Raw genomic sequence first — 23,065 nt, 5'->3', positions numbered from 1 at the left:
TTTTTGTATTATTTAAAGTACCACTTAATTGATTACTGTGTAATGTTCTCATGATTTCCCCCGTTAGTCCTCGTATGCGCTAGCGCTTCGTCTTTGACGAGTGCCGTATTGAGTAAGTAAAACGGGACTAAAATAATAAAAAAAGAAAGCTTTTTTATTGAGTCAACTAGTGGGCTTCGTTTGTAGAGTACTAAGTATAAGAAATTAAAATAAATTAAGAAAGAAGCTACTTTAGAAATAGAGTAACTTCATTTTTATAACTTTTAACATTGAAAAGTATTAGTTTCTTTGGTATATGTTGTAGTAGAACAAAACATCATAAATCAATAATATTTTTAACTAAACATCTATAAATTTACTCATAAGTATATTTTTTGTTTAACTATAATTAATATTTAATGGTTAAAGCCAAGCAAAAAAATGTTTAAAAATAAACAGCTTTTTGTATTTACTAACTATTCAATTAATAAATTGTCAAAATTGGTTTTAGATATAAAGCACAGTTAAAAGAAAGTCATATTTAAGAAAAAAGAAACAGTGTTTTTTATCCATACTCTTAATAAAGGGTTAATAAGCAAAGCGCTTTAACCGCCTCCAAGCATCAACATGCGAATTAATATGATTAGGTATTATCCTATTAGTAAATAAATTGTCTTGCGTGATACTATTTAAGCATCTAGATATTTTGGTAGTTGATTTCATTTTTTTGATTATTTAATTGATTGATGAACGTTTTTTTTGTTTTAAAAGACGCTACTTATCTGTAACGTCTTTTGCTGTTCCAGTTGTAACTTTTTGTATTGTTTAAAGTACCACTTAATTGATTACTGTGTAATGTTCTCATGATTTCTGATTTAATTTTGATTGATTGATTGATTGATTGATTGATTGATTGATGTTGTTTAGCAATATAGAACGGCTTATCTAAAGCGTCTTTTATTATTCCATTTATTACTTTTAGTTCCAGTTAATGTTCCTGATAATTGATTGTTGTTTAAAGTTCTCATAATTGTTATTTTTAATTGGTTATACTAGATAGACGACCATAAATTAAAAGTGTTACAGTACTATGTATAACAAAGTAATAAATTAACATATTTTAACAATTTTGATAGGGTAATAGTAAGTAATAGACGCTTTTTTAGACTTTTAATCTATTTTAGGAATGGTTATTGTGTTAAATGAATACAAAATATATAAAAGAGTATATAAGTTTTAAGATAAAAAAATATCTTTGGAATATATTATACCTATTAATTCAATAATATTATTAAATAACAAATGAGACTTTATTTTTCATTTTTTATATGTTTTATTTTTTCGTTATCAACACATGCTCAGATTGATACGAAACAAAAGTCTATTACTATTCCTGCAGTGAAAAGTAAAAAAGATTCATTAGATTCTAATTTACCATTACCGTCTAAACCTACTAATAACAGCACAAGTCTCAATAATATCAATATACCTCGTAATACGACTAATCTTAATATGCCAAAAAAAGAGTTTTCTATGTTAGGAGGCGAGACGTTTGGTAACCCTGGTGAACTTTATGTAGACCGCATTAATAAAGGTTTTGATCAGTTAAAGCTAAGTGAAGAAGAGTTGGAAATGAAAAACGGTAGTAGCACAGATCAGTATTTTGGTGATTTTAAAAGTAAGGCAAAGTTTATTAATGTTGTATACCGAGATCATGGTTTTGTTGATGGAGATGTTATTCGGGTTTTAATAAATGATGATATTATTCATCCCAGAGTATTTTTAACAGGTGGTTTTAAAGGATTTAAACTCGACTTACAAAAAGGTTTTAACAAGATAGATTTCTTAGCTTTAAATCAAGGAGAGTCTGGACCCAATACAGCTGAATTTAAAGTTGTAGATGATTTAGGAAACCTTATTTCTTCAAACCGTTGGAATCTTGCTACTGGTGTAAAAGCAACTATTATTGTAATAAAGGAATAAGAAAGAAATGAAGGGAATCGTTCTGTTTATGTTATGTCTATAAACAGAACGATTCCCTTCATTTGGTTTTCACCTCATTTTCTTTTTAGAAAACCTTCTTTTGTGTATAACCTAATAGCTCTTTCGTTATCTGTAAAAACGATTAAATCTAAGAAACTATCTTGTCAATCAACCTTAATTCCTCTTCAGAAAAACTTAAATGCTCTGCAGCCTTTATATTTTCTTTTAATTGATTAGGAGAACTGGCTCCTATTAAAACAGATGCCACTTGTGGTTGTCTTAAAATCCATGCAATGGCCATTTGCGATAACTTTTGCCCACGCTCTTGGGCTATCGTATTTAAATGTTGAATTTTTTCAATATGACTATTTACAGTATCTACATTTAAATAGGTGAGGTCTTTAGCAGCTCTGGAGCCTTCAGGAATCCCTTTTAAATACTTTTCGGTTAATAGACCTTGAGCCAGTGGCGAAAATGCAATACAACCTACACCATTTTGTTCCAAAGTATTTAAAAGTCCATCTTCCACCCAACGATCGAACATAGAATAACGCGCTTGATGTAATACAAAAGGCACGTTTAAACGTTTAAGAATATCGGCAGCTTTTTGGGTCTCTTCTGGTGCATAATTAGAAATACCAACATAGAGTGCTTTTCCTTGTCGTACAATATCTGCCAGTGCTCCCATAGTTTCTTCTAAAGGAGTATCTGGATCGGGTCTATGGTGATAAAAAATATCCACATAATCTAACCCCATACGTTTTAAACTTTGGTCTAAACTTGATATTAAATACTTTCTGGAGCCCCAATCACCATAAGGCCCTGGCCACATATCGTAACCAGCTTTGGTAGCAATAAACAATTCATCTCTATAAGGCTTAAAATCTTTTTTAAAGATGGTACCAAAATTTTCTTCGGCAGATCCGTATGGAGGTCCGTAGTTATTCGCCAGATCTAAATGAGTAATACCTAGATCGAAAGCACATCTAATAATCTCTCTACCATTTTGTATGCTATCAACAAAGCCAAAATTATGCCATAAACCTAATGAGATTGCAGGTAAAAGCACGCCACTTTTTCCAGACCTATTGTAAGTCATAGTAGTATACCTATCGTTTGAAGCTAGGTAACTTGTCGTTTTTGATTTATCATTAATTTTCATATTTCAAAAAAACGAATTACTTTTTAAGTAGGTACCCTTAAGCGTAAATTATTTTCTAATTTGTATTAGAATTATATTAAATATAATAAAACGGTTTATTATGTATCAAATTAATACTTAAGTTTTGTTAAAGTTTTGAGGTTTTTCAATAGATTGTAGCAACAAACATCTGTCTAAAAAGTGATAAACTTTCATTTCAAAAATTTTTAGAAGTTGAAAGCGAAATACACTAAAGCTTAACAAAAATTGAGACCAATAAAAGGTATTAAATCTGTTACGGAATAAGTATAAACTAATAAAACTTAATTTCTAATCTCTGATAACTTTGTAGTTAATGCATCTTTTATTGAGCTGTTTGATGCACTAAGTGGCAATTGGTTTGCGTTTAATAAATTAGGAGCTTCTAACGGATTACTGCTTAAATCGTAAAAAGCTTCCGAACCATCGTAAAAGCTAATGTATTTATGGGTTGCATTTCTAATAGTGTAATCACTTCCAGATGTTTTTCCAATCTCGGTATACGTATAATCTCTTGTAGCTGTACCAGAACCCGATAATAATGTTTTAAAACTTTGACTGTCGTTGATTTCAGTAATGTCTACCCCAGCTATATTCGCTATGGTAGCAAACAAATCAGTAGTGTTTATTAAAGCATCTTCAGTAGCGTTTATTCGGGTAACACCTTTACCAGAAATAATCATAGGTACATTAACACCGCCTTGATATACCGTTCCTTTAGTACGCATAGAAACATATTCCTGTGCTACTTGATTTGGAGTACCATTATCACCAATAAAAATGATTATGGTATTATCTTTTTCTTCCTGAGACATGGCACTTATTAACCTCCCCATTTCAGTATCTAAAGCTTCAATAGCTGCCAAATAATAAGGTAAAGGATTTGCATCAATGCTTGTTTGGTCTGATGCTAATACTCCCTGAGAATGTAAATCATCAGGAGGTAAGTGAAAAGGCGTATGTGGTGCGTTATAAGCTAACCATAAAAACCAAGGCTTTGTTTGGTCATTAACCCAGTCTATAGCCAAATCGGTAAGTTTTGTAGTAATGTATTCTGTAGATGTTGTTGTTGTACCATTTATATTCAAACTCCAATTAGTATATGAAGGTACGCCACCTCCTAAAGTTCCAGCGTAATAATTAATCCCCATGTTATTTGGATGATTAGCGTTATTTGATAGATGCCATTTCCCGACTACTGCATGGCTATAAGCCGAATTGGTATTTGAATCTAAATATGCTTGTAATGAGGTTTCAGAAGTAGATAGTTCGTCGCCAACTTGAGTCACACCAGTGTTGTATCCATATTTACCAGTAAGTATACCTGCACGTGTTGGTGTACAAGTAGGGTTAGACCATAAATTATTAAATCGTACCCCTGTGTCAATCAAGCTTTGAAGATTAGGCATATTAGGTTTAGTATTTCCTATATCATAACTAGGTGTGGCATCTAAGCCCATATCGTCTGCAATAATTAGTAAAATATTTGGAGCTGTACTTTGAGTATTTTCTGTTTCTTTTTCGGTATCATCAATCATTTCAGTTGAATCACCACAGGAAAAAACGAATAGCATAAATAGACTAATAAATATGTAACGAAGCATAAATTTTAAATTTGAATTAATTGGAGTCACTTGGTTAAAATTACTTAACTTTTGTATAAATATGACTAAGAAGCAATAAATAGGTTTAAAATATCCTTTTAACTGATTCATTTTCAGCAAAGAAAAGAATTATTTGCAATTATTTTTAATTTTCCTGTTAAACATTCGCCATAACCCCTACAAAGGTGTTATTTTTGCACGTCACAAAATTAAATGCATGTCCGTTTCAATAACAGAATTAGAAGAAAGAAAAGAAGGTAAAAACTTATATAGCTATCAAAAAGGAGCTATAGATAAAATTTTTAAAAGCTTTGATGAATCACCAAATGATTATCATCTATTGTACCAACTTCCAACTGGAGGAGGGAAAACAGTAATTTTTTCTGAAATTGTTAGACAATTTCTTAAAACACGTAAAAAGAAGGTGTTGGTGATGACGCATCGTATTGAATTGTGTAAGCAAACATCTCATGTACTTACAGAATTTGGTGTAAATAACAAGGTCGTAGACAGTAAGGCAGATTTAAGTGATCAAGCAGATTTTAGTTGTTTTGTAGCCATGGTAGAGACCTTAAATAATAGGTTGAATGATGATAAGTTAGATATTTCTGATATTGGTCTGGTAATTATTGATGAGGCTCATTATAACTCATTCACTAAGCTCTTCAAATTTTTTAGTCAATCGTTTATTCTTGGCGTTACTGCAACACCCTTAAGTTCTAGTATAGAATTACCAATGACCGATAATTATGATGAATTAATTGTTGGAGAAAGTATCGAATCTTTAATTGAAAATGGGTTTTTAGCTCGCGCAGAAATGTTTTCTTATAATGTAGGTTTAACCTCGTTGGTAGTAGGAGCGAATGGTGATTATACTGTAAAATCTTCTGAAGATTTATATACAGATAATGATATGCTTAGTAAGTTATTACAAGCTTATGAAGAACGTGCTAAAGGGAAAAAAACATTGATTTTTAATAATGGAATTAACACCTCATTACATGTTTATGATACTTTTAGAAGGGCAGGGTATCCTATAGCCCATTTAGATAATACAAATACCAAAAAAGAACGGGCACTTATTTTACAATGGTTTAAAAAGACCCCTGATGCTATTTTAACTTCGGTAAGTATATTAACTACTGGATTTGATGAGCCAACTGTTGATAGTATTATTTTAAATAGAGCGACTAAATCATTAACGCTTTATTACCAAATGATTGGTCGTGGGTCTCGTATTTTAAAAGATAAGAGTACATTTAGCGTTATTGATTTAGGAAATAATTTTCATCGATTTGGACCTTGGGGAGATAATTTAGATTGGCAACGTATATTTAAATCACCAAATTACTATTTAGATGCCATTTTAAGCGATGAAGAATTAGAAAGCAATTTTAGGTATGAAATGCCAGACGAATTGCGTGAAGAATTCTCTAAGTCTAAAGATGTTTATTTTGATATACAAAGAACTTATATAGAGTCTATTAGAAGTGGAGAGTCTTCAAAAGTAGTTTTAGAACGTTCCATAGAGCAACACGCAAAAATTTGCATTGAGAATAGTGAAGATGTCTATGACGCTTTAGGATTAGCAAAAATGTTGGGTGATGATATTGATTTTAGAATACAACGTTATACTAAGTGTATCAGTAAAAGTACTTTTAATTTTGTAGAATGGTTAAAAGGCGACTATAGGAAAAAATTAAATGCCTATTTGCGTTCAAATTTTGATGAAGTTTTTGAGTCTATTCACGGGTATCCGCCAGAAGATTAAAACTTCTTATTTAGAGGATATTTGTACTTTTTATCTTATTTTACTCCTATATTATCATCGCATCCTCAAAATTAAGGCGTATCTTTGTTTTTAATTATTCACAAAATTAAGTACAGTATTATAAACTATGGCAAAATCTCAAGTAACTTTTAATAAAATTGAAAAAGAAAAAAAACGCTTAAAGAAAAGAGAAGAAAAGCAAAAAAAGAAGGAAGCTCGTAAAGCGGAAGCTAAAGAGAATCCTCAAGGTATTCAATTTGCTTATGTAGACTTCAATGGTAATTTAACAGATACCCCACCAGATCCAGCAATGCGTGAGAAAGTTGAGGCTGAAAGTATTGAATTAGGAATTCCTAAGAAAGAAGATAGGGAAGAAGAAGAACCAGCAAACAAAGAGGGTAAAGTTTCTTTCTTTGATCACTCTAAAGGGTTTGGTTTTATAATTGATAGTGTAAATCAAGAAAAATACTTCGTACACGTTAGTGGTTTACTAGAACCTATCGAAGAAAATAACAAAGTTACTTACGAGTTAGAACGTGGTCAAAAAGGAATGAATGCAGTTCGAGTGAAAAAGATTTAATGTCTTTTACACTTTTCTGAATAGCACTTCTGCCATTTTATTATTTTTAATCACATACATAAATGAGCATATCGCGAAAAACGATTCTTATTATCTTAGCGTTCTTTGCCATTTATGTTATTTGGGGGTCTACATATTTACTCAATAAAATTGCGGTAACAGAATTACCTCCTTTTTTTGTGGCTGCCATCCGATTTTCCTTTGCAGGATTAATCATATTTATAATAGCTAAGTTTATGAAACTTAGACTATCAATTAGCAAAAAACAGTTTATTAATTGTGTCATTGCTGGTTTCTTATTTTTAGTATATGGTAATGGTGTTTTTATTTGGGCATTACGGTATTTAGATAGTGGTTTTGCTGCTCTCGAAGCTTCAACGCAACCTCTTTTCGTGTTATTATTAATGCGCCTTATAGATGGTAAAAAGATGCAAAACAGGTCTTTAATTGGTGTCGCATTAGGCATTATTGGGATGTATCTTTTAGTAAGCCAAAAAGAACTAATTACAAATGATGACAGTTTGCTGGGCATGTTTATGGTTCTTACCTGTGTTTTGTCTTGGAGTTATGCTAGTGTTTTTGTAGCTAAAGCCGATATGCCATCAAACTTTTTTGTTAGTACTGCATACCAAATGATGATTGCTGGGGTTCTTTTAATAATAATAAGCTTGGTTTTAAATGAGAATTGGATACCTCCCATGGCTTGGAGCCCAGAAGTACAATGGTCTTTAGTTTTATTAATTTTATTTGGAGGTGTTATCGCTTTTACAGCATTTAATTATCTGCTTAAAGTTGTTTCTACCGAGAAAGCTGCAACCTCGGCTTACGTAAATCCTATTGTTGCAATACTGTTAGGCTGGTATATACTTGATGAAACTATTACTACTCAAACTATAATAGCAGCTTGCATTCTTTTAACAGGTGTTTTCTTTATTACTTCTCGAAAAAAAATAAAAACAAGAACTATTGGAAGTTAAGAATGCTATAAAGTTTATGCTCATTAGCACATTAGCATTTGCCTGTATGAATGCAATTGTTAAGCAATTAGTACATATTAGCGCGTATCAAATTGTATTTTTTAGGTCGATAAGTTCTTTAGTTTTTACATTTACTTTTCTACTAAAAAATAACATTCCTATTTTAGGAAATAAAAAAGTACTTCTAATTACCAGAGGCATTGTTGGGGTTACTTCGATGACCTTCTTTTTTATGTCTACTAAATACTTACCCATTGGTACAGCCGTGTCGTTACGATATATGGCGCCCATTTTTGCAGCAATTTTTGCTGTATTCCTATTGCGTGAAAAGGTTAAACTATGGCAATGGTTTTTTTTCGCAATGGCTTTTGCAGGGGTTGTGGTATTAAAAGGTTTTGATACAGATTTAAATGGTTACGGACTTTTACTGATTTTTATTTCTGCTGTTTTTAGCGGGTTAGTTTATATAACAATTAGTAAAATAGGCAAAAGGGATCATCCTGTTGTAGTTGTTAATTATTTTATGGTAATTTCTACTATAATAGGAGGGGTGTTATCTATAAATAATTGGATCATGCCTGTTGGTATTGAATGGTTGTTGTTATTAAGCTTAGGTGTTTTCGGATATTTTGGACAGTTATACATGACGAAAGCGTTTCAAATTGCATCTACAAATCAAGTAGCACCACTTAAATATCTGGAGGTTCTTTATACTGTTTTGTTTGGGGTATTTATTTTTAGTGAAGTTTATACATTTTGGAGTTTATTGGGTATCGCATTGATCATTGGAGGATTGATTTTAAATATCTTATATAAAGGAAAATCAAAGTAGTAATTTCAATCTAGATTTAAAGGGTGTTGACATTGACTGGTAAAACGAATAAAACAGATTCGTGTGCCAGTTATTGTGTACTTCTTCACTTGTAGTTAAACCCAGGTAGATAGGGAGGAACGACTGAAGAATCTATACTTGTTTTATTTTGAGATTCTTCGCTTTATTCTGACACTAACCTTTTGAACAAAATGGAGTCACCATTCATTCAGAGGCATTAGACCAAAATTTCTCAAGTGGAGGGAATGACGTAATTGGGTGTCATTCAGAGAGGTATGACTGAAGAATCTTTAGAGATTAATTATAAAGATTCTTCGCTGCGCTCTGAATGACAAACGACTGAAAATTAACCATTTATGAAATACGTCAATGGTAGGAGGTACGACTGAAGAATCTCATAAATTTTAATGCTTTATTTTTAAGATTTTTAATTAACCTTAATAAGCCTGGAATCAGCGTTTAATTCTTTACGAACTATAGTTGCATTGCCTTTATAACGTAGCGTACAATCAGCAACGGCTTTAATATCTATAGTTTTAGTTACTGTTAGATTGGCATTACAGTCGGCTGTCATACTCATTTTTAGATCTTTAACTTGTAGCTCATAGCCCGAAAGTTTAGCATCAGCAGAAAGATCTGCGTCCAGAATGTTTATAGAACCAATTAAGTCTGCATTTGCATCAGCTGCAGCTTTAAGTTCCATATAATCAACAACTACTTCACCAGAGAAAAAACTATCGGCAGTTATTTCTATTTTCGCATTATCTTCAGTTAAAGTATTTTCTAAATAAATTTGAGAATCTGCTGTTACTGTAAAGTTCTTAATAGACTTAGTGATAATATGTACGTTTAGTGTTTCTTTCCCTTTAATTCTAATATTGTTTTTAAAGCGAATAACGAGCTCATTATTTTTTTTATCAGCAATAACAAGATCATGTAAATTTTCATTAGCTTCTACTTTGATTGATTCCTCTGTATCAGAAAATGTTATATAAGCAGTAAAACCATTGGCTATTTTTACCGATGTGTAATCGGTAATATTTACATCTCTATAAGTTACATAGTCGTCGGCATTTACACTTATTGTATCGATACTACATGATGATGCCATAAGTATACCTATACATATCAATATTTTATAAAGTCTGTTCATTGTGATTGATTGATTGATTGATTGATTGATTGATTGATTGATTGATTGATTGATTGATGTTTATTTTAAGTTATTTCCCCATGTTTTTATTAAGTTCAATAATTGGAATCCACTGAAAATTTATAGCAGACCATACATTAGAGTCGCTATCCATTTTTAGATATACTTTATTGTTTTTAGAATGCACATATAGAGAATTCATGTCGTTTGATTTTTTTTTAAATGTCATTTTTTATCTTTTTTTTATAACGGTTTCTACCCATATTAAATACTCCTATTTTAAGCCCCATACCAGCCGAAACACCATTTATTCTTTCTAAATCGTATTCAGGTTGAAAATCTACTCTACTGGAAAGTCTAAACCTTACACCAGCTTCTAATTGTATATACCTATTTATATTATAAAGGACATTAATACCAGGTTCTACCACAAAAACATGTTGCCAATCATCATCATCAACAATGCCATAATTATCATCATTAACATCATCGTTTATTAATGCCGCAGCACCAGCTCCAATAAGTATAGGAAAAGAAAGATTTACTTTAGATTTACTAAAGAATATAGGTTCTATATGCAGCCCTCCATAAAATCCTGCTAAATCTTTATTATTAGTATCTAGTCCAAGTCTGTTTAAATCTGTATAAAACGCTGTACCTATAAAACCAATTTCAAATTGTTGATTAGCAACATAGGCCACCTTAAAGCTAGACGAGAATGTTTCGGCTTCATCAATGGTTCCATAATGAAAACCCAGACCCAAATAGACCCCGTGTACAATGTTTTTGCGGTCGTTAAATTCAATATAATCTTCAGATTCTTGAGAGTTTGTGGTATTTGTAAAGCAAAATAATAGTAATAAGAGAAAAGTACTGAATTGTTTCATAGTTGATACTTTTAAGTTTCTATAGTTATAGACATCATAATTTATTATTGGTTGCATTTAAAAATGTTTTTTTATGAAAATTGTTTAACTTTTTTGGTAAGAGGCTTTATTCTTTTAAAATGATAATCCCTTTTTTTCCTATAAAGGAGAAGAAACCAGTAGTAAATGTTCCGTATTTTCCACTTATTTCTCTCATTCTTTTACTTTTATCAATAACATTATTCTCAATATCATAAAAAGTTTTTGGCAGCCTTAATAAGCCTTGTTCTAATGTGGCGTCAAACTTAAAAGATAAGCCTGTAATATTAATATTGATATCTGATGATTCCTGATTTATAGAAACAGAGGCATCCGCTTGATTGATTTTAGCAACACGTAATTCTGCAACTTTCATATTAAGACGAATTTTTTCTTCAACATACTCTATTTGAGCATTAGAAAAGTTTAATTCTCCTTCGATTTTCCCAACCTTTTGAATGATTATTTCGTCTTTACTAGAAATAAGCTCTAGATCTTCAACAGCATCAATTTCAATTTTTGTACCACTAGTTCTTAATAATAAATTTTTAGAAGATTTAATATCGATATCACCATTTTTTAAATTAATGGTTCCGTAAGTAATAGATCTGCTTCTTAATTTGCCAAATTTCATATCTATTCTGGCATTGGTAATAGCATCATTGATCCATAGGTCTCCATGTTCTATATTGGCTTTTAATTTACCCGTCCAATTATCAATAATAACATCACCAAATTTATTTGTTATATCTATTTCAGCATTTATGGGTAAAGAAATAATATAGTTTATTTCAACATTACTTTTATCGAATTCAAATGGATTTACTTTATTAAAATATCTAGAAAAAAGACTGGTATTCTTTTCTGAGATTTCAGAAGTAATATTTACAAAATCGTTGGCTGTTCTAATATTTGAAACAATACGATCAAGAAGAATTTTTGCGTTTTCTTTCTTTTTATTGGTTACTTTAATCTCTATTTTTATAGAAATATCGTTTTCTTCCCAACCTGTAATAGTTACATTGCCATATTTATTATCCAAATGCAATTCTCCAGCATTTGTCATCTTATATATTTCGTCAATAGTTTTTGTCAAAACGTTTTGCGAATACATTGAAAAACTTAATAGCAATAAAACAATTAAGGTTATTTTCTTATAAAGTATACACATCATCATTGTCTAATTTTTTAGAACTATTAAGTTGCTGTAATAAGTTCTCTATTAATTCAATTCTCTTTTTATAGTTGATTACAATAGCTTCTAAAACCCGTTCGCTATCTACATTTTTTTGTAGTTCTACTTTTAGCAATTCATATTCAAGATCCAATTCAACCATAAAGGATAAAAACTCTTTTTTCTCTTCAGAAGATAATTGGGTGCTTTTATTAACAAGTTTTACCTGGTAAGCAACCAATCCTTTGTAATGAGAATCAATATCGTTTAACTCTTGTTCTGCTAAACTATTTAGGCTATTTGTATTTATGTTATTAACTACTAAAACATTAATTAATGAAAACAAACCTAAGGCTATAACGATAGTGGCAGCGACTTTAAACAAGGGAGTATGCCATAACTTTATGGTTTTTGTCTTAGATTCAGGCTTATTTAAACCAGATTCAATGTTTGCCCAAAGTTTATTTTTATCTGCTTTATGCACATCAAAAAGAGCCTTGTTTTCTTTTATATATTTTTCGAAATTATCCATTATAATGTCTTTACAATTTCAACTAATTTTTTCTTTGCTCTGTGATACTGTGATTTAGAGGTAGAGGATGTTATTCCTAATATTTCTGATATTTCTATATGATCGTAACCTTCAACTAAATACAGGTTTATTATTTGCTGGTAACCAGACGGCAATAGTCTAATGCCGCTTATTATTTTTCTAATGTCTACCTCTGGAGGTATATCTTCTGTATCTTCTTTTATATGATACATTTGGTTTTCTATAGGTACTATTGGTATTTTTTTCTTTTTTAACTGATTGATACTTTTATTAATTACAATACGCTTTAACCAAGAACCAAAAGTACTTTCATACCTAAAAGATGATAAATTATTAAAGGCTTCAATAAAGCTATCTTGCACAACATCTTCTGCATCTTCTTTTACATGCATCATACGCATACTTACATTATACATAGCGTCAACATAGAGCTCATACAATTTGTATTGCGCATTTCTGTCACCTAACTTGCTTTCTTCAACAAGCGATTTATGAGTGTATAAAATGTTGGTCTCCAATTATTTTGCTAGCTCTAATTTGCCTTAAAAATAGTTTTATTTTTCAAGCTACTATTATAGACAACAAAATTAATAAAGGGTTGCATGTAACATGAAAAAAAGTATTTTTATTAGAAATTACTTGAGAATTAAAAAAAAGAATTATTTTTGTAGACGACTGGTCTAATATATAAATGAAAAAAGATACTGTTAATAATATTTTAGCCATAGGGGCAGCGTTGGTATTAAAGAAAGGATACAACAATGTTGGTATTCAAGAAATACTTGATACAGCAGCTATTCCTAAAGGATCTTTTTACTATTATTTTAAGAGTAAAGAGGATTTTGGTTTACAATTAATTAAATATCATTCAGAACATTCTATAAGTATTTTAGAATCGCATTTAAAAGACACTAGCATAAACCCCAGAGAACGCATTCTTGTTTTTTTCAAAAAAATGAGGGAAATGTACGTTAAGAATGAATTTAAAGAAGGCTGTTTATTAGGAAATTGTAGCTTAGAATTATCGGATCAATCTGAAGCATTGCGTACTACAGTAGCAGCAGGCTTAGAACTTTGGGATGATCGTTTTGAAAGCTGTATTGCAGAAGGACAACAAAACCATGTTATTAAGAAAGAGAAAACACCTAAAGATATGGCTAGTTTTATAATTACTGGTTGGGAAGGCGCTCTTTTAAGAATGAAATCTTCAAGATCTAGCAGATCTATTGATGTGTATATTGAATTTCTGGACGACTATATATTATAATTTTTTTTAATTGTTTATAGTTGACCGGTCTAATATTAAAATATAATGAATATAAAAGAAAAATTAAAAAGCTTAAATCTAGAACTTCCAAAGGTATCAACTCCAGGAGGTTCTTATGTATCTGTTAACATTAGAGGGCATATCGTGTATGTCGCAATTCAGTTTCCTATTATAAATGGGGCTTTGTATTACCAAGGAAGGCTGGGTGAAGAATTAACAACAGATGATGGCTATAAGGCTATGCAAATGTGTGCGCTAAATGTAATAGCTCAAATACATGAAAAAGTTGGTTTTAATACTATTGAAGGCTTAAATCATCTAGATGCTTATTATCAATCTTATGGAGATTGGAATGATGCACCTAAAGTGGTTAATGGTGCTTCAGACCTATTTTTAAAATTGCTTGAGGAAAAAGGAACACATTCCAGAGCCATTTTTGGTGTCGACAAACTTTACAGTAACTTAAGTGTAGGTTTAACCTGCACATTTACTCTTAATAAATAAAAACAAAAAATTAAAAGAAAATGAATGTATTTGAATCGTATCAATTAGGTAACATAACTCTTAAAAATAGAGTTGTAATGGCACCAATGACTAGATGTCGTGCTATAAATAATATCCCGAACGCACTTATGGCTAAATATTACAGGCAGAGAGCAGGAGCAGGGTTAATAATTACAGAAGGCGCATCACCATCTCCAAATGGTTTGGGATACCCTAGAATACCTGGAGCTTTTAACGACGAACAAATTGCAGGGTGGAAAGAAATAGCTGATGCTGTACATCAAGAAGGTGGAAAAATATTTGTACAACTTATGCACTGTGGTCGTATTACTGGGAAAGTTAATTTACCAGAGGGTGCATTTACCGTAGGACCGTCTGCAGTTCAAGCTGCTGGAGAGATTTTTTCAGATACAGGAATGGTTGCTCACGATCTTCCAAAAGAAATGACATTTGAGGATATAGAGATTGCTAAAAATGAATTTGTTAATGCATCAGACAGATTGGTAAATGAAGCAGGCGTTGATGGTATAGAGCTTCATGCAGCAAATGGTTATTTATTAGATCAATTTTTAAATCCAAAATCTAATCAAAGAACAGATTTTTATGGAGGAAATTACATGAATAGAAGCCGTTTTGTAATAGAAGTAACTGAGAAAATTGTTAAAAAGATCGGAGCAGAAAAAGTAGGAATCCGTTTTTCTCCTTTTGGAGAATTTAATGATATGGAGGCGTATCACAATGAAGTAGAAAGTATGTTTACTTATTTGGCTGAAGTGCTCTCTGAATTAAAGATCGCATATATACATATTGTAGACCAACGCGTCGCTTTTAGTGCACCAGATTTCGCTGTAGATATTCAAAAAATAATTAAAGAAGCGTTTAACGGTACAGTAATTACTGGTGGAGATATTAATAACTTAGAGAAAGCAACAGCTGTTTTAAACAAAGGGTACGATTTAGTTTATGTGGGGAGGCCATATATTTCTAATCCTAATTTTGTTGAACAAATTAGATTAAATAAAGCATTAGTAACCCCTAACATGGACTTGTTTTATTCATCGGAACCAGAGGGGTATACGACTTATTAATATCCTAAAGAGGTTTATCTTTTTTTGATTGAAGCGAAAAAAGTTTTTTTACCTCGCCCAGAGCTGCTAAAAAAGGTAGCAATGTAATTGGAAACCCTGCCTTTGCGAACAAGCAGACCCGATTAAGGAATGGAGAATTTTTAGAGTAAAAAATAGCATTTTGTTAGCCATTGGAAAAGTTTAAATCACTTCGATATAAAAATGCTCTAAAAAAGGTTTATGAACTCATTGTTTATAGACCTTTTTTTTGATTAAATTTATAAATAAAGTGATGGAAATTTGAAATAAATCTTTGCTTGGTTAGTTATTAGCTTATTCGTATTTTGCGCGTGACAGAGACTAACCATATTTACCATATTTAATGAAAGTACCCACGCGAGTAAATGCTTTTAGAAGGAGAACGATGAAATGGCTTACTAAAAGTATAGGAAACACATATTCTATTCCTAAAATTAACTCAAATAGTAAAATTGAAATTAAAAAAATACTTATTTCCAGACCCAATCAAAGATTAGGAAATCAATTATTGCTAACACCTCTAGTACAGGAAGTTGTTAATACATTTCCAGACTGTACAATCGATTTGTTTGTTAAAGGAGGCGTTGCCTATCCTGTTTTTGAAAATTATAAGCATATCGATAAAATTATTCAGCTGCCTAAAAGACCGTTCAGTCATTTATTAAATTACGGATGGTGTTGGTTAAAATTAAGAAATAAACGATACGATTTAATAATTAATGGTGATAAAAATTCATCATCAGGAAGACTATCAACGCTATGGGCTAAAGGAACATTCAAGGTTTTTGGTGATATTAATGAAGAAATTAAAACCTTATATAAGGATTACAAGCACATATCTAAATACCCTATTTACAATTTAAGACATTTTTTAGAGCAATTAGGGTATTCTAAAAACAATAATGGTATTCCCCTTTTGGATATTAAGCTAAATGAAGCCGAAATAGCAAACGGAAAAAAAATATTAGATACTATTGTTAAAAATGACAAAAAAACCATTTGTATTTATACCAATGCAACAGGAAAAAAATGCTATTCCGAAGCTTGGTGGGAAACGTTCTATGCACGTTTAAAAAAGGAATATCCTGATTTTAATATTATAGAAATGCTGCCTATAGAAAATATTTCAAAAATCTCATTTAAAGCACCAAACTTTTATAGCAAAGATATTCGTGAAATGGGAGCCATTATTAAAAATACGACTGTATTTATAGCAGCAGATAACGGTGTTATGCATTTAGCTAGTGCTTCTTTAATACCAACAGTTGGTTTCTTTTCGGTAACAAATCAAAAGAAATATGAACCTTACGGTCATGGAAGTGTTGCTTTAAATACAAATGAAACAACTATAGACGATTGGTTTATTGCCATAAATAACATCCTTAAATAGCGATAAAAATCCCCGATTCCTTTTCGGAAAAATGCATTATAAAAGGGTAAGGGGGCAGCTGGTTCGTGTCAAAAGTTTTTAAAAGCTGAAAATGAAATACACAGAGGGGCGTTTAAAATGTATATTCAAGAATCAACCTCTGCCCAATTCGTATAGGTGTTGTTCTTCTAATATAATTAGACTTGCATATAGAAGTGATAGATATATTCTTTTTTGATGAGATTTCAGATAATGTATCTCCTCGCTTAACAATATAAACTTGTTTACGTTTTTCTAAACTAGCAAGCGCTTCTTCTTTGGTATGTGAAATAGTTAACTTTGTTTGTCTTTTAGAGCTATGAAGCCCTGGTTGAACCCAATTTTTTGTTATCCAAATATTTTTTGATCGTACCATATTCTGTTCGCTAAAATCAAATAAATACTCAGGGTTAATGGATATCCCTTTATAGTTAATAACTAAGTGTAAATGACTCCCTCTGGCATTTCCTGTAGCACCACCATAACCAAGCAGTTGTCCCTGTTTTACTATATCATTAGCTTTAACTGCATATTTAGATAAATGCGCATAAACTGTTTCCAGACCATTACTATGTCTTACAATGACTGTTCTTCCGTGCCCGGAGCTATATTTAGCAAAACGAATTATGCCATCAAACATGGATACGACGCTATCACCCGTAACAAGATCGATGTCGATACCTCTATGAGCTCTACCTCTTCGCCATCCGTAACGAGATGTTACCACTTTTTTAAAATTAATAGGCGGGGTGTATATACTATCATCAAATTTAATTTCTATAGGAAAATCAACCTTTACACCTTTATATGGATTATAAGTTGTAGTATCCCAATTGGTTTTTGTTAGCGCTAACATTCGATCATTAAAGCCATCCATAGCTTTGGAATCCTCAACTTTTATAGTTGTTTTGGTAAATGGAAAATCTGAAAAATCAATTAATTGAATTGACGTTGGATGATCCTGTCCGAAGCTGTAGGTGGTCAGGACTAAGAGAGATAGAGAGACTAGAAATTTCATACTAAAAAATTCGATAATGCAAATAAAAATAAAGTTACAAACTGTTTAATTTTTTTTTGATTGGCGAATTTAGATAAAAATAACGCAATAACATATTAATGTATTGTTAGAGTTAAAAGGTAATTTGGAATAAATTAAAAAAACTTAAACAGTTTCTAAAAAAAGAAAAACATTTAAATGTGTGAGTAGGGGGAGAATAAAAGGTCATTTTCTCCATAAGAAACCATTATGTGATTTATAAAAAAAATAGCTATATAATGGTACTATTATATGTTGTAAATGTCTTCCTGTACGAGTAAATATTTGTTAAAAAGGTACTGATAGCTTAATAAATACGTACATTTTATCGATGAATTTTACCAACAAAATCATTTCGTCGTGTAATTTATGCGTTCACATGATTTATAGTTTTTTATAAAAAAAATAATTTAATTTTGAGTTAAATATTAAGTTCCAGTCCTATGAGAAATCTAAAAAAACTTTTTTGTTTCGTATGTTTTATATGTTTTAGTCATACTATAATCGCGCAAGAATCTGCTAGTGTAACAGAGCAAATACCTGAGAATTTTAAAAAACGTAGTCCTATTTATGATTATTCAGAAAAACAATTAAATAATGTAGATACGATACCAGATTATGCCTCAAAAAAGAATAAATTAAAGATAACTGGTACCATTTATGAAAATGATGGGGTAACACCTGCAAAAAATGTGCTTCTTTTTATACATCAAGCTGATGAGAATGGAGATTTCGAATTAAAAAGATATAATAAAAAACGTTATGTACGTCATAGAGGTTGGATAAGAACAGATGCCGACGGACATTATACATTTTACACCTTTATACCTGGTAAATATATTTATGGAAACGAGCTTAAACAAATACTTCCAATTGTTAAAGAACCAGGAAAACCTGAATATAAAATTGATACCTTTCTTTTTGATGACGATCCACTATTAACAGAGGCTTGTCGTTCAAAAATAAAACAAACAGATGGCAGTGATAGAATTCTTAAATTAGATAAGAAAGAAGGCCTCTATGTTGCTAAAAGAGATATTGTATTAGGTAAAGAAATTGATTCATATAGATAAGTTAGACATGAATTCATACGAATTCAGCTTTACCATGATTATTATTTTACATGCTATCTGCGAACCTAAGGAGTTTTCTATCCATAGTACATTCAACAGATATTGAATCTAATAAACGATTCCATCCAGTAGAAGCATCCCAAATGGAATGCGATTGAAAAGTACTTGCTAAGCGTATGGCATATTCTGGTCGCTCAGATAAAGAAGGAGCCGCATCAGGAAGGTTAATAAACAATTCATACGACCCTTTTGGTAAGAGTTCTGGCCATTCAGAATTTAGTTTAATAGTTTGTAATTCGTCCGAAAACCAATAACGAGTATCACAATCAATTTTCATTTTATAGACTTTTTGATCGTCAATATTACGCAAAACAAGTTCTGCGAATCTATAATTATATGTAGAAGCGTAACCTTCATTTATAACATCTAATTGTATCTCTATTTTTTCTCCATTTCGTATTACAGCAGGATAAACACCTCGTTTTAATACAAAACGATATCCTAAGTTTCTTTTAATATTATCTATACATTTGTTAGTCCAATCCCCATTAACAGCACCAGACCAAGCTGTATTTAAGAACGAAGTATGAAATCGTTTTAAATAATGCTGTGCTTTCCCGCCTTCAGACTCACAATCATTATGCGGACTATAAACATCTTCTCCGTTAACACCACCAGGACAGGTTTCTCCTCCAAAAGCTAAAAATTTTGTTTCTGCAGCTATATAAGGTTTTAAATTTAAAGTATCACTTACAGCTGGCCAGGTATGAAATGAGTTATACGTCCAATAATCATCATAATTTGCCATAATACAGTCATTATGATGTGCGATTCTTGAAATAGGCGTTCCACTAAAAGCTTCTTTTTCTGTTAAAGGCTTCGCTTTGGCAGGATGTGCTTTTTCACCATCAAGAAAACGTAATTTATAATAGGGGGCACGTACCTGAATCATTCTTGATTCTGGAACAACTTCCAATAATTTACTTATCACCTCAGAACGGCCTAACCAATGTTGGTTTGTTACTGGTCCGTGCTCTAAATCGCCAAAATAATCAGAATAATATTGTTCTCCCCATGGACCAATAAGTCCCATTTGCACTAATGCAATAACATCATTATTTTTGATTAATAGTGGTTTTAATTGCTCTAAATGTTGCAAAATAATAGCCTTAGGAGCATCATTAAATGGAGGTGTGCAACAATTATCACTATAAGTAAAGCGAAGAATCATCTTATTACCAACGGCTCTTATGATGTCCATATCGTTTTGAATTTTAAAAAACACATCCTCTGTTAAAGGTTTATCTTTAAATATATCAAATTGATACGATCTATAAGTTAAAGTGCTACCAACCTGAAAACCACCAGCGGCTGGATTTGGCGCTCTTAAATTGAGTAATGTATTTGCATTTAGTGGTTCAAAATGACTAAACTTGGTGCCATAGGGTCTGTAAAAGCCACGTTCGGGGTTGGTGAATTCCTGCAAGTCTGTATCGTAATTAACAACTATCGGATTATTTTTATTCTTATAACATGAATTTAATACGAGTAATAATATGAACGTGAAACTATATATTTTGAATCTGGTAGCGTTAAATCTCATGTATTTTATTTTGTGTGCTCGAGCACAATTATTGATAATATGGGTGCTAATTTAAGACTAATTATTAGAATTAGATCTATTTTATAAGTGGTTTTTATTAATTAATATAAATAATATTGGGTTTTATAGCGTTTAGGAACAAGTAATGATGTAGTAAAGCGCTCTTTTTTGACAAACTTTAATTTAACATTTCTTTTCTATTAGTATTTTATTAGTAACACTCAATTTTGAAGGCGTTTTGCATACTTCCTATCGATTTATATTATTGGGTCTTGGGCTTGTCCTGAAGTTTAATATCTTTTATTGTTGGTCGTACTTCGATTTTTTCTTCTGAAATAATAAATTAAATAAGCGCTTCTTATAACTTTCACCAAAAGGAAGTTCTATTTTTTCTATTTCAACATCATGCTTTGTATAAGCAGTAATTTTATCACGATTTATAATATATGAACGATGTATACGTATAAAACGAGAATCTAATTCATTTTCGAAAACAGAAATGCTAAATTTCACCATAACAGATTCATTTACTAAATGAATTTTTATATAATCCTTTATACTTTCAACATATAAAATGTTGTCAAATACAATTTTTACTTTTTTCCGATTTTTAGTAACAAAAATATGATTAACATTTGGATATGGTGAAACAGGAACGTCTTTATTGATGACTATTTGCTGTTGTATTTTAAATTTTTCGAGTGCATTAAAAAAACGCCCAAAAGTGACTGGTTTTAATAAATAATCAACCGCATTTAACTCAAAACCATCTAAAGCATAATCTCGATATGCCGTTATAAATATAACTTTAGGTTTATTAATTATATTTTTAAAGAAATCTGTGCCTTTTAAAACTGGCATTTCAATATCTAGAAATAATAAATCAACATTTTCATGTTGCAAAATTTTAATAGCTTCAATAGCACTACTACAAGAAGCTACTAATTCAAAATCATCTAATTGTGCTAAATGCGTTTGTATAATTTCACGTGCCAATTCTTCGTCGTCAATAATTAAACACTTATACATTATCTACTCTCGAGTTTTAGGGTTACATGATACGATTCCTTTTCATCCTTAATATACAAAGAATATCGATTCTCATATAATAACTCCAATTGCTTTTTTGCATTGCTCAGACCTATTCCTTCTATTTTGTTCTTATCAACTCTTAATTTAGGTTTAGAATTTTTTATATCGAAAATAATTTGATTTTTAATGGTACTTATTTTAATTGAAATAAAAGCTTCTTTTAATTCTTGACTTACACTATGTTTAAAGGCATTTTCAACTAAAGTCAATAGTAATAAGGGGGCAATTTTTGCATTTGTATCAATAATTTGTTCAGAAAAAGTAATATTTACTCGTTTTCTATACCGTAACTTTTCTAGGGACAAATAATTTTTAATCAATTCAATTTCTTTATTAAGCGGTACAAAAGTAGACTCGCAACGGTATAATATATAATCTAGAATATCAGACAATTTTTCAATAACTTCTGGAGTTTCATCAGATTTTTTTATGGCAAGAGCATATAAACTATTTAAAGTATTAAAAAGAAAATGAGGGTTTAGTTGATGCCTTAGTGCCGTTAGTTCTGCTATCTTTTTTTGCTCGTTGAGTTTTAAATATTTCTGCTGATTCTTATAAAAACGAGTTATTAATAATAATGTTGCGGGTGTTAAAAACTTGATAGATTTACTCAAAAATGCATAAAAACTTGTAAAGCGTTCCCAAAATGATAGTTCAGCTTGTTCTTTTAATATAGGGCTTAAATATTCATAATATTTTGGATCATAATAAGACGATTTAAAGAAAATATATATTGCATACATAATTATTAATAGAATGACTAACCAAAATATAAATAATAATGTTTTTTTTCTGTTTAAAAAATAAGGGATCAAATAGTAAATACTCGTATATGCTGTTATTATTTGCAGACCAACAATAGTACTAGTAAACTCAAGTAACTGTCTGTAATTACTATAATTAGAAATGTTCATATAAATGATGAAATATAAAAACACACCCAACCAAAATACTAAGTGTCTAAAAAAAGAGGTTCTAAAAAAATAGTATTTAGTTTTTGAATAATCCATATTAATCTTCTAAAATACAATTAATAAACTCTTGTTTTATAAATAAAGACAAAACGGCTTTTGATGATGTTGGATAAAGGTTTTGTGCATATAAACCCATAAGTAACCAGAAAGAAGCTTTTTGATAGCGTAAAATACCTGATAGTCTATTAATTAAAAACGATAAAGTAATTTACTCTATGTTTGACGAAACATATTATTAAAGTATAAAAAAATATAAAAATAAAAAAAATGAAACTGATTATCCCAGTCTTTACTGGCAGGCAAACTATAGA

General features: G+C 30.7%; 22 protein-coding genes. 10 read left to right on the top strand and 12 right to left on the bottom strand.

All coding sequences use genetic code 11. From position 1 onward, the window contains the following. The first annotated feature begins 1,281 nt into the window (after nucleotides 1-1,281). Complete coding sequence (locus tag Q4Q40_RS17485; protein ID WP_303303239.1) at nucleotides 1,282-1,962, top strand: hypothetical protein; 681 nt, start codon at nucleotides 1,282-1,284, stop codon at nucleotides 1,960-1,962. Nucleotides 1,963-2,110: 148 nt separating this feature from the next. On the opposite strand, the gene mgrA is transcribed toward Q4Q40_RS17485, so the two are convergent. Continuing rightward, complete coding sequence (gene mgrA / locus Q4Q40_RS17480; protein WP_303303238.1) at nucleotides 2,111-3,124, bottom strand: L-glyceraldehyde 3-phosphate reductase; 1,014 nt, start codon at nucleotides 3,122-3,124, stop codon at nucleotides 2,111-2,113. A gap of 302 nt (nucleotides 3,125-3,426) precedes the next feature. Next, a complete protein-coding gene (locus tag Q4Q40_RS17475; protein ID WP_303303237.1) occupies nucleotides 3,427-4,746 on the bottom strand; it encodes a sulfatase-like hydrolase/transferase in 1,320 nt (439 codons plus the stop codon). Nucleotides 4,747-4,963: 217 nt separating this feature from the next. Between Q4Q40_RS17475 and Q4Q40_RS17470 the strand changes: the two genes are divergently transcribed. The 4 genes from Q4Q40_RS17470 to Q4Q40_RS17455 all read left to right on the top strand — a co-directional run bounded on the left by Q4Q40_RS17470 (nucleotide 4,964) and on the right by Q4Q40_RS17455 (nucleotide 8,906). Next, the gene (locus Q4Q40_RS17470; protein ID WP_303303236.1) at nucleotides 4,964-6,517 is read left to right on the top strand and encodes a DEAD/DEAH box helicase; all 1,554 of its coding nucleotides are present in this window, start codon (nucleotides 4,964-4,966) and stop codon (nucleotides 6,515-6,517) included. A 127-nt stretch (nucleotides 6,518-6,644) separates the two neighbouring features. Next, nucleotides 6,645-7,097: a cold-shock protein gene (locus tag Q4Q40_RS17465; RefSeq protein WP_303303235.1), complete on the top strand. Its 453-nt coding sequence runs from the start codon at nucleotides 6,645-6,647 to the stop codon at nucleotides 7,095-7,097. 62 nt (nucleotides 7,098-7,159) lie between these two features. After that, entirely contained in the window at nucleotides 7,160-8,074 is a 915-nt protein-coding gene (locus tag Q4Q40_RS17460) for an EamA family transporter (protein ID WP_303303234.1), read from the top strand. Between the two features lie 16 nt (nucleotides 8,075-8,090). Next, complete coding sequence (locus tag Q4Q40_RS17455; protein ID WP_303303337.1) at nucleotides 8,091-8,906, top strand: DMT family transporter; 816 nt, start codon at nucleotides 8,091-8,093, stop codon at nucleotides 8,904-8,906. A gap of 427 nt (nucleotides 8,907-9,333) precedes the next feature. Here Q4Q40_RS17455 and Q4Q40_RS17450 read toward each other — a convergent pair whose 3' ends face one another. The 6 genes from Q4Q40_RS17450 to Q4Q40_RS17425 form a co-directional block, all read right to left on the bottom strand. Next, nucleotides 9,334-10,059 carry a GIN domain-containing protein gene (locus Q4Q40_RS17450; RefSeq protein ID WP_303303233.1) on the bottom strand — a complete coding sequence of 242 codons (726 nt, stop codon included), beginning with the start codon at nucleotides 10,057-10,059 and terminating at the stop codon, nucleotides 9,334-9,336. 70 nt (nucleotides 10,060-10,129) lie between these two features. After that, complete coding sequence (locus Q4Q40_RS17445; RefSeq protein ID WP_303303231.1) at nucleotides 10,130-10,288, bottom strand: hypothetical protein; 159 nt, start codon at nucleotides 10,286-10,288, stop codon at nucleotides 10,130-10,132. After that, nucleotides 10,278-11,003, bottom strand: a complete 726-nt coding sequence (locus Q4Q40_RS17440; RefSeq protein WP_303303230.1) for a hypothetical protein — start codon at nucleotides 11,001-11,003, stop codon at nucleotides 10,278-10,280. The genes Q4Q40_RS17445 and Q4Q40_RS17440 overlap by 11 nt, the downstream gene beginning before the upstream one ends. Before the next feature lie 49 nt (nucleotides 11,004-11,052). Further along, nucleotides 11,053-12,060, bottom strand: coding sequence for a hypothetical protein (locus Q4Q40_RS17435; RefSeq protein ID WP_303303228.1), 1,008 nt, complete (start codon nucleotides 12,058-12,060; stop codon nucleotides 11,053-11,055). 58 nt (nucleotides 12,061-12,118) lie between these two features. Further along, the gene (locus Q4Q40_RS17430; protein WP_303303227.1) at nucleotides 12,119-12,670 is read right to left on the bottom strand and encodes a hypothetical protein; all 552 of its coding nucleotides are present in this window, start codon (nucleotides 12,668-12,670) and stop codon (nucleotides 12,119-12,121) included. Continuing rightward, the gene (locus Q4Q40_RS17425; RefSeq protein ID WP_303303226.1) at nucleotides 12,670-13,209 is read right to left on the bottom strand and encodes an RNA polymerase sigma factor; all 540 of its coding nucleotides are present in this window, start codon (nucleotides 13,207-13,209) and stop codon (nucleotides 12,670-12,672) included. The genes Q4Q40_RS17430 and Q4Q40_RS17425 overlap by 1 nt, the downstream gene beginning before the upstream one ends. A 173-nt stretch (nucleotides 13,210-13,382) precedes the next feature. On the opposite strand from Q4Q40_RS17425, the gene Q4Q40_RS17420 reads away from it, so the two are divergent. The 4 genes from Q4Q40_RS17420 (at nucleotide 13,383) to Q4Q40_RS17405 (ending at nucleotide 16,958) form a co-directional block, all read left to right on the top strand. Further along, nucleotides 13,383-13,958, top strand: coding sequence for a TetR/AcrR family transcriptional regulator (locus Q4Q40_RS17420; protein WP_303303225.1), 576 nt, complete (start codon nucleotides 13,383-13,385; stop codon nucleotides 13,956-13,958). Nucleotides 13,959-14,003: 45 nt separating this feature from the next. Further along, nucleotides 14,004-14,462 carry a RidA family protein gene (locus Q4Q40_RS17415; RefSeq protein ID WP_303303224.1) on the top strand — a complete coding sequence of 153 codons (459 nt, stop codon included), beginning with the start codon at nucleotides 14,004-14,006 and terminating at the stop codon, nucleotides 14,460-14,462. Between the two features lie 20 nt (nucleotides 14,463-14,482). Beyond that, complete coding sequence (locus tag Q4Q40_RS17410) at nucleotides 14,483-15,550, top strand: alkene reductase (protein ID WP_303303223.1); 1,068 nt, start codon at nucleotides 14,483-14,485, stop codon at nucleotides 15,548-15,550. 361 nt (nucleotides 15,551-15,911) lie between these two features. Further along, entirely contained in the window at nucleotides 15,912-16,958 is a 1,047-nt protein-coding gene (locus Q4Q40_RS17405) for a glycosyltransferase family 9 protein (RefSeq protein WP_303303222.1), read from the top strand. 112 nt (nucleotides 16,959-17,070) lie between these two features. On the opposite strand, the gene Q4Q40_RS17400 is transcribed toward Q4Q40_RS17405, so the two are convergent. After that, the gene (locus Q4Q40_RS17400; RefSeq protein ID WP_303303221.1) at nucleotides 17,071-17,994 is read right to left on the bottom strand and encodes a M23 family metallopeptidase; all 924 of its coding nucleotides are present in this window, start codon (nucleotides 17,992-17,994) and stop codon (nucleotides 17,071-17,073) included. A 461-nt stretch (nucleotides 17,995-18,455) separates the two neighbouring features. Between Q4Q40_RS17400 and Q4Q40_RS17395 the strand changes: the two genes are divergently transcribed. Then, on the top strand, nucleotides 18,456-19,085 hold the full coding sequence (locus Q4Q40_RS17395) for a peptidase associated/transthyretin-like domain-containing protein (RefSeq protein ID WP_303303220.1): 630 nt from the start codon (nucleotides 18,456-18,458) through the stop codon (nucleotides 19,083-19,085). A 46-nt stretch (nucleotides 19,086-19,131) separates the two neighbouring features. Here the strand turns inward: Q4Q40_RS17395 and Q4Q40_RS17390 are convergent, their stop codons facing one another. The 3 genes from Q4Q40_RS17390 to Q4Q40_RS17380 all read right to left on the bottom strand — a co-directional run bounded on the left by Q4Q40_RS17390 (nucleotide 19,132) and on the right by Q4Q40_RS17380 (nucleotide 22,694). After that, nucleotides 19,132-20,688, bottom strand: coding sequence for a DUF4832 domain-containing protein (locus tag Q4Q40_RS17390; protein WP_303303219.1), 1,557 nt, complete (start codon nucleotides 20,686-20,688; stop codon nucleotides 19,132-19,134). Between the two features lie 300 nt (nucleotides 20,689-20,988). Then, nucleotides 20,989-21,717 carry a LytR/AlgR family response regulator transcription factor gene (locus Q4Q40_RS17385; protein WP_303303218.1) on the bottom strand — a complete coding sequence of 243 codons (729 nt, stop codon included), beginning with the start codon at nucleotides 21,715-21,717 and terminating at the stop codon, nucleotides 20,989-20,991. Further along, nucleotides 21,717-22,694, bottom strand: a complete 978-nt coding sequence (locus Q4Q40_RS17380) for a sensor histidine kinase (protein ID WP_303303217.1) — start codon at nucleotides 22,692-22,694, stop codon at nucleotides 21,717-21,719. The genes Q4Q40_RS17385 and Q4Q40_RS17380 overlap by 1 nt, the downstream gene beginning before the upstream one ends. Nucleotides 22,695-23,065 lie beyond the last annotated feature (371 nt).

The organism is Flavivirga jejuensis (assembly GCF_030540765.1).
GTDB classification, from domain to species: Bacteria; Bacteroidota; Bacteroidia; order Flavobacteriales; family Flavobacteriaceae; genus Flavivirga; species Flavivirga jejuensis.
The sequence above is the reverse complement of the archived record's forward strand: the minus strand, read 5'-3'. Positions and strand labels throughout refer to the sequence as shown.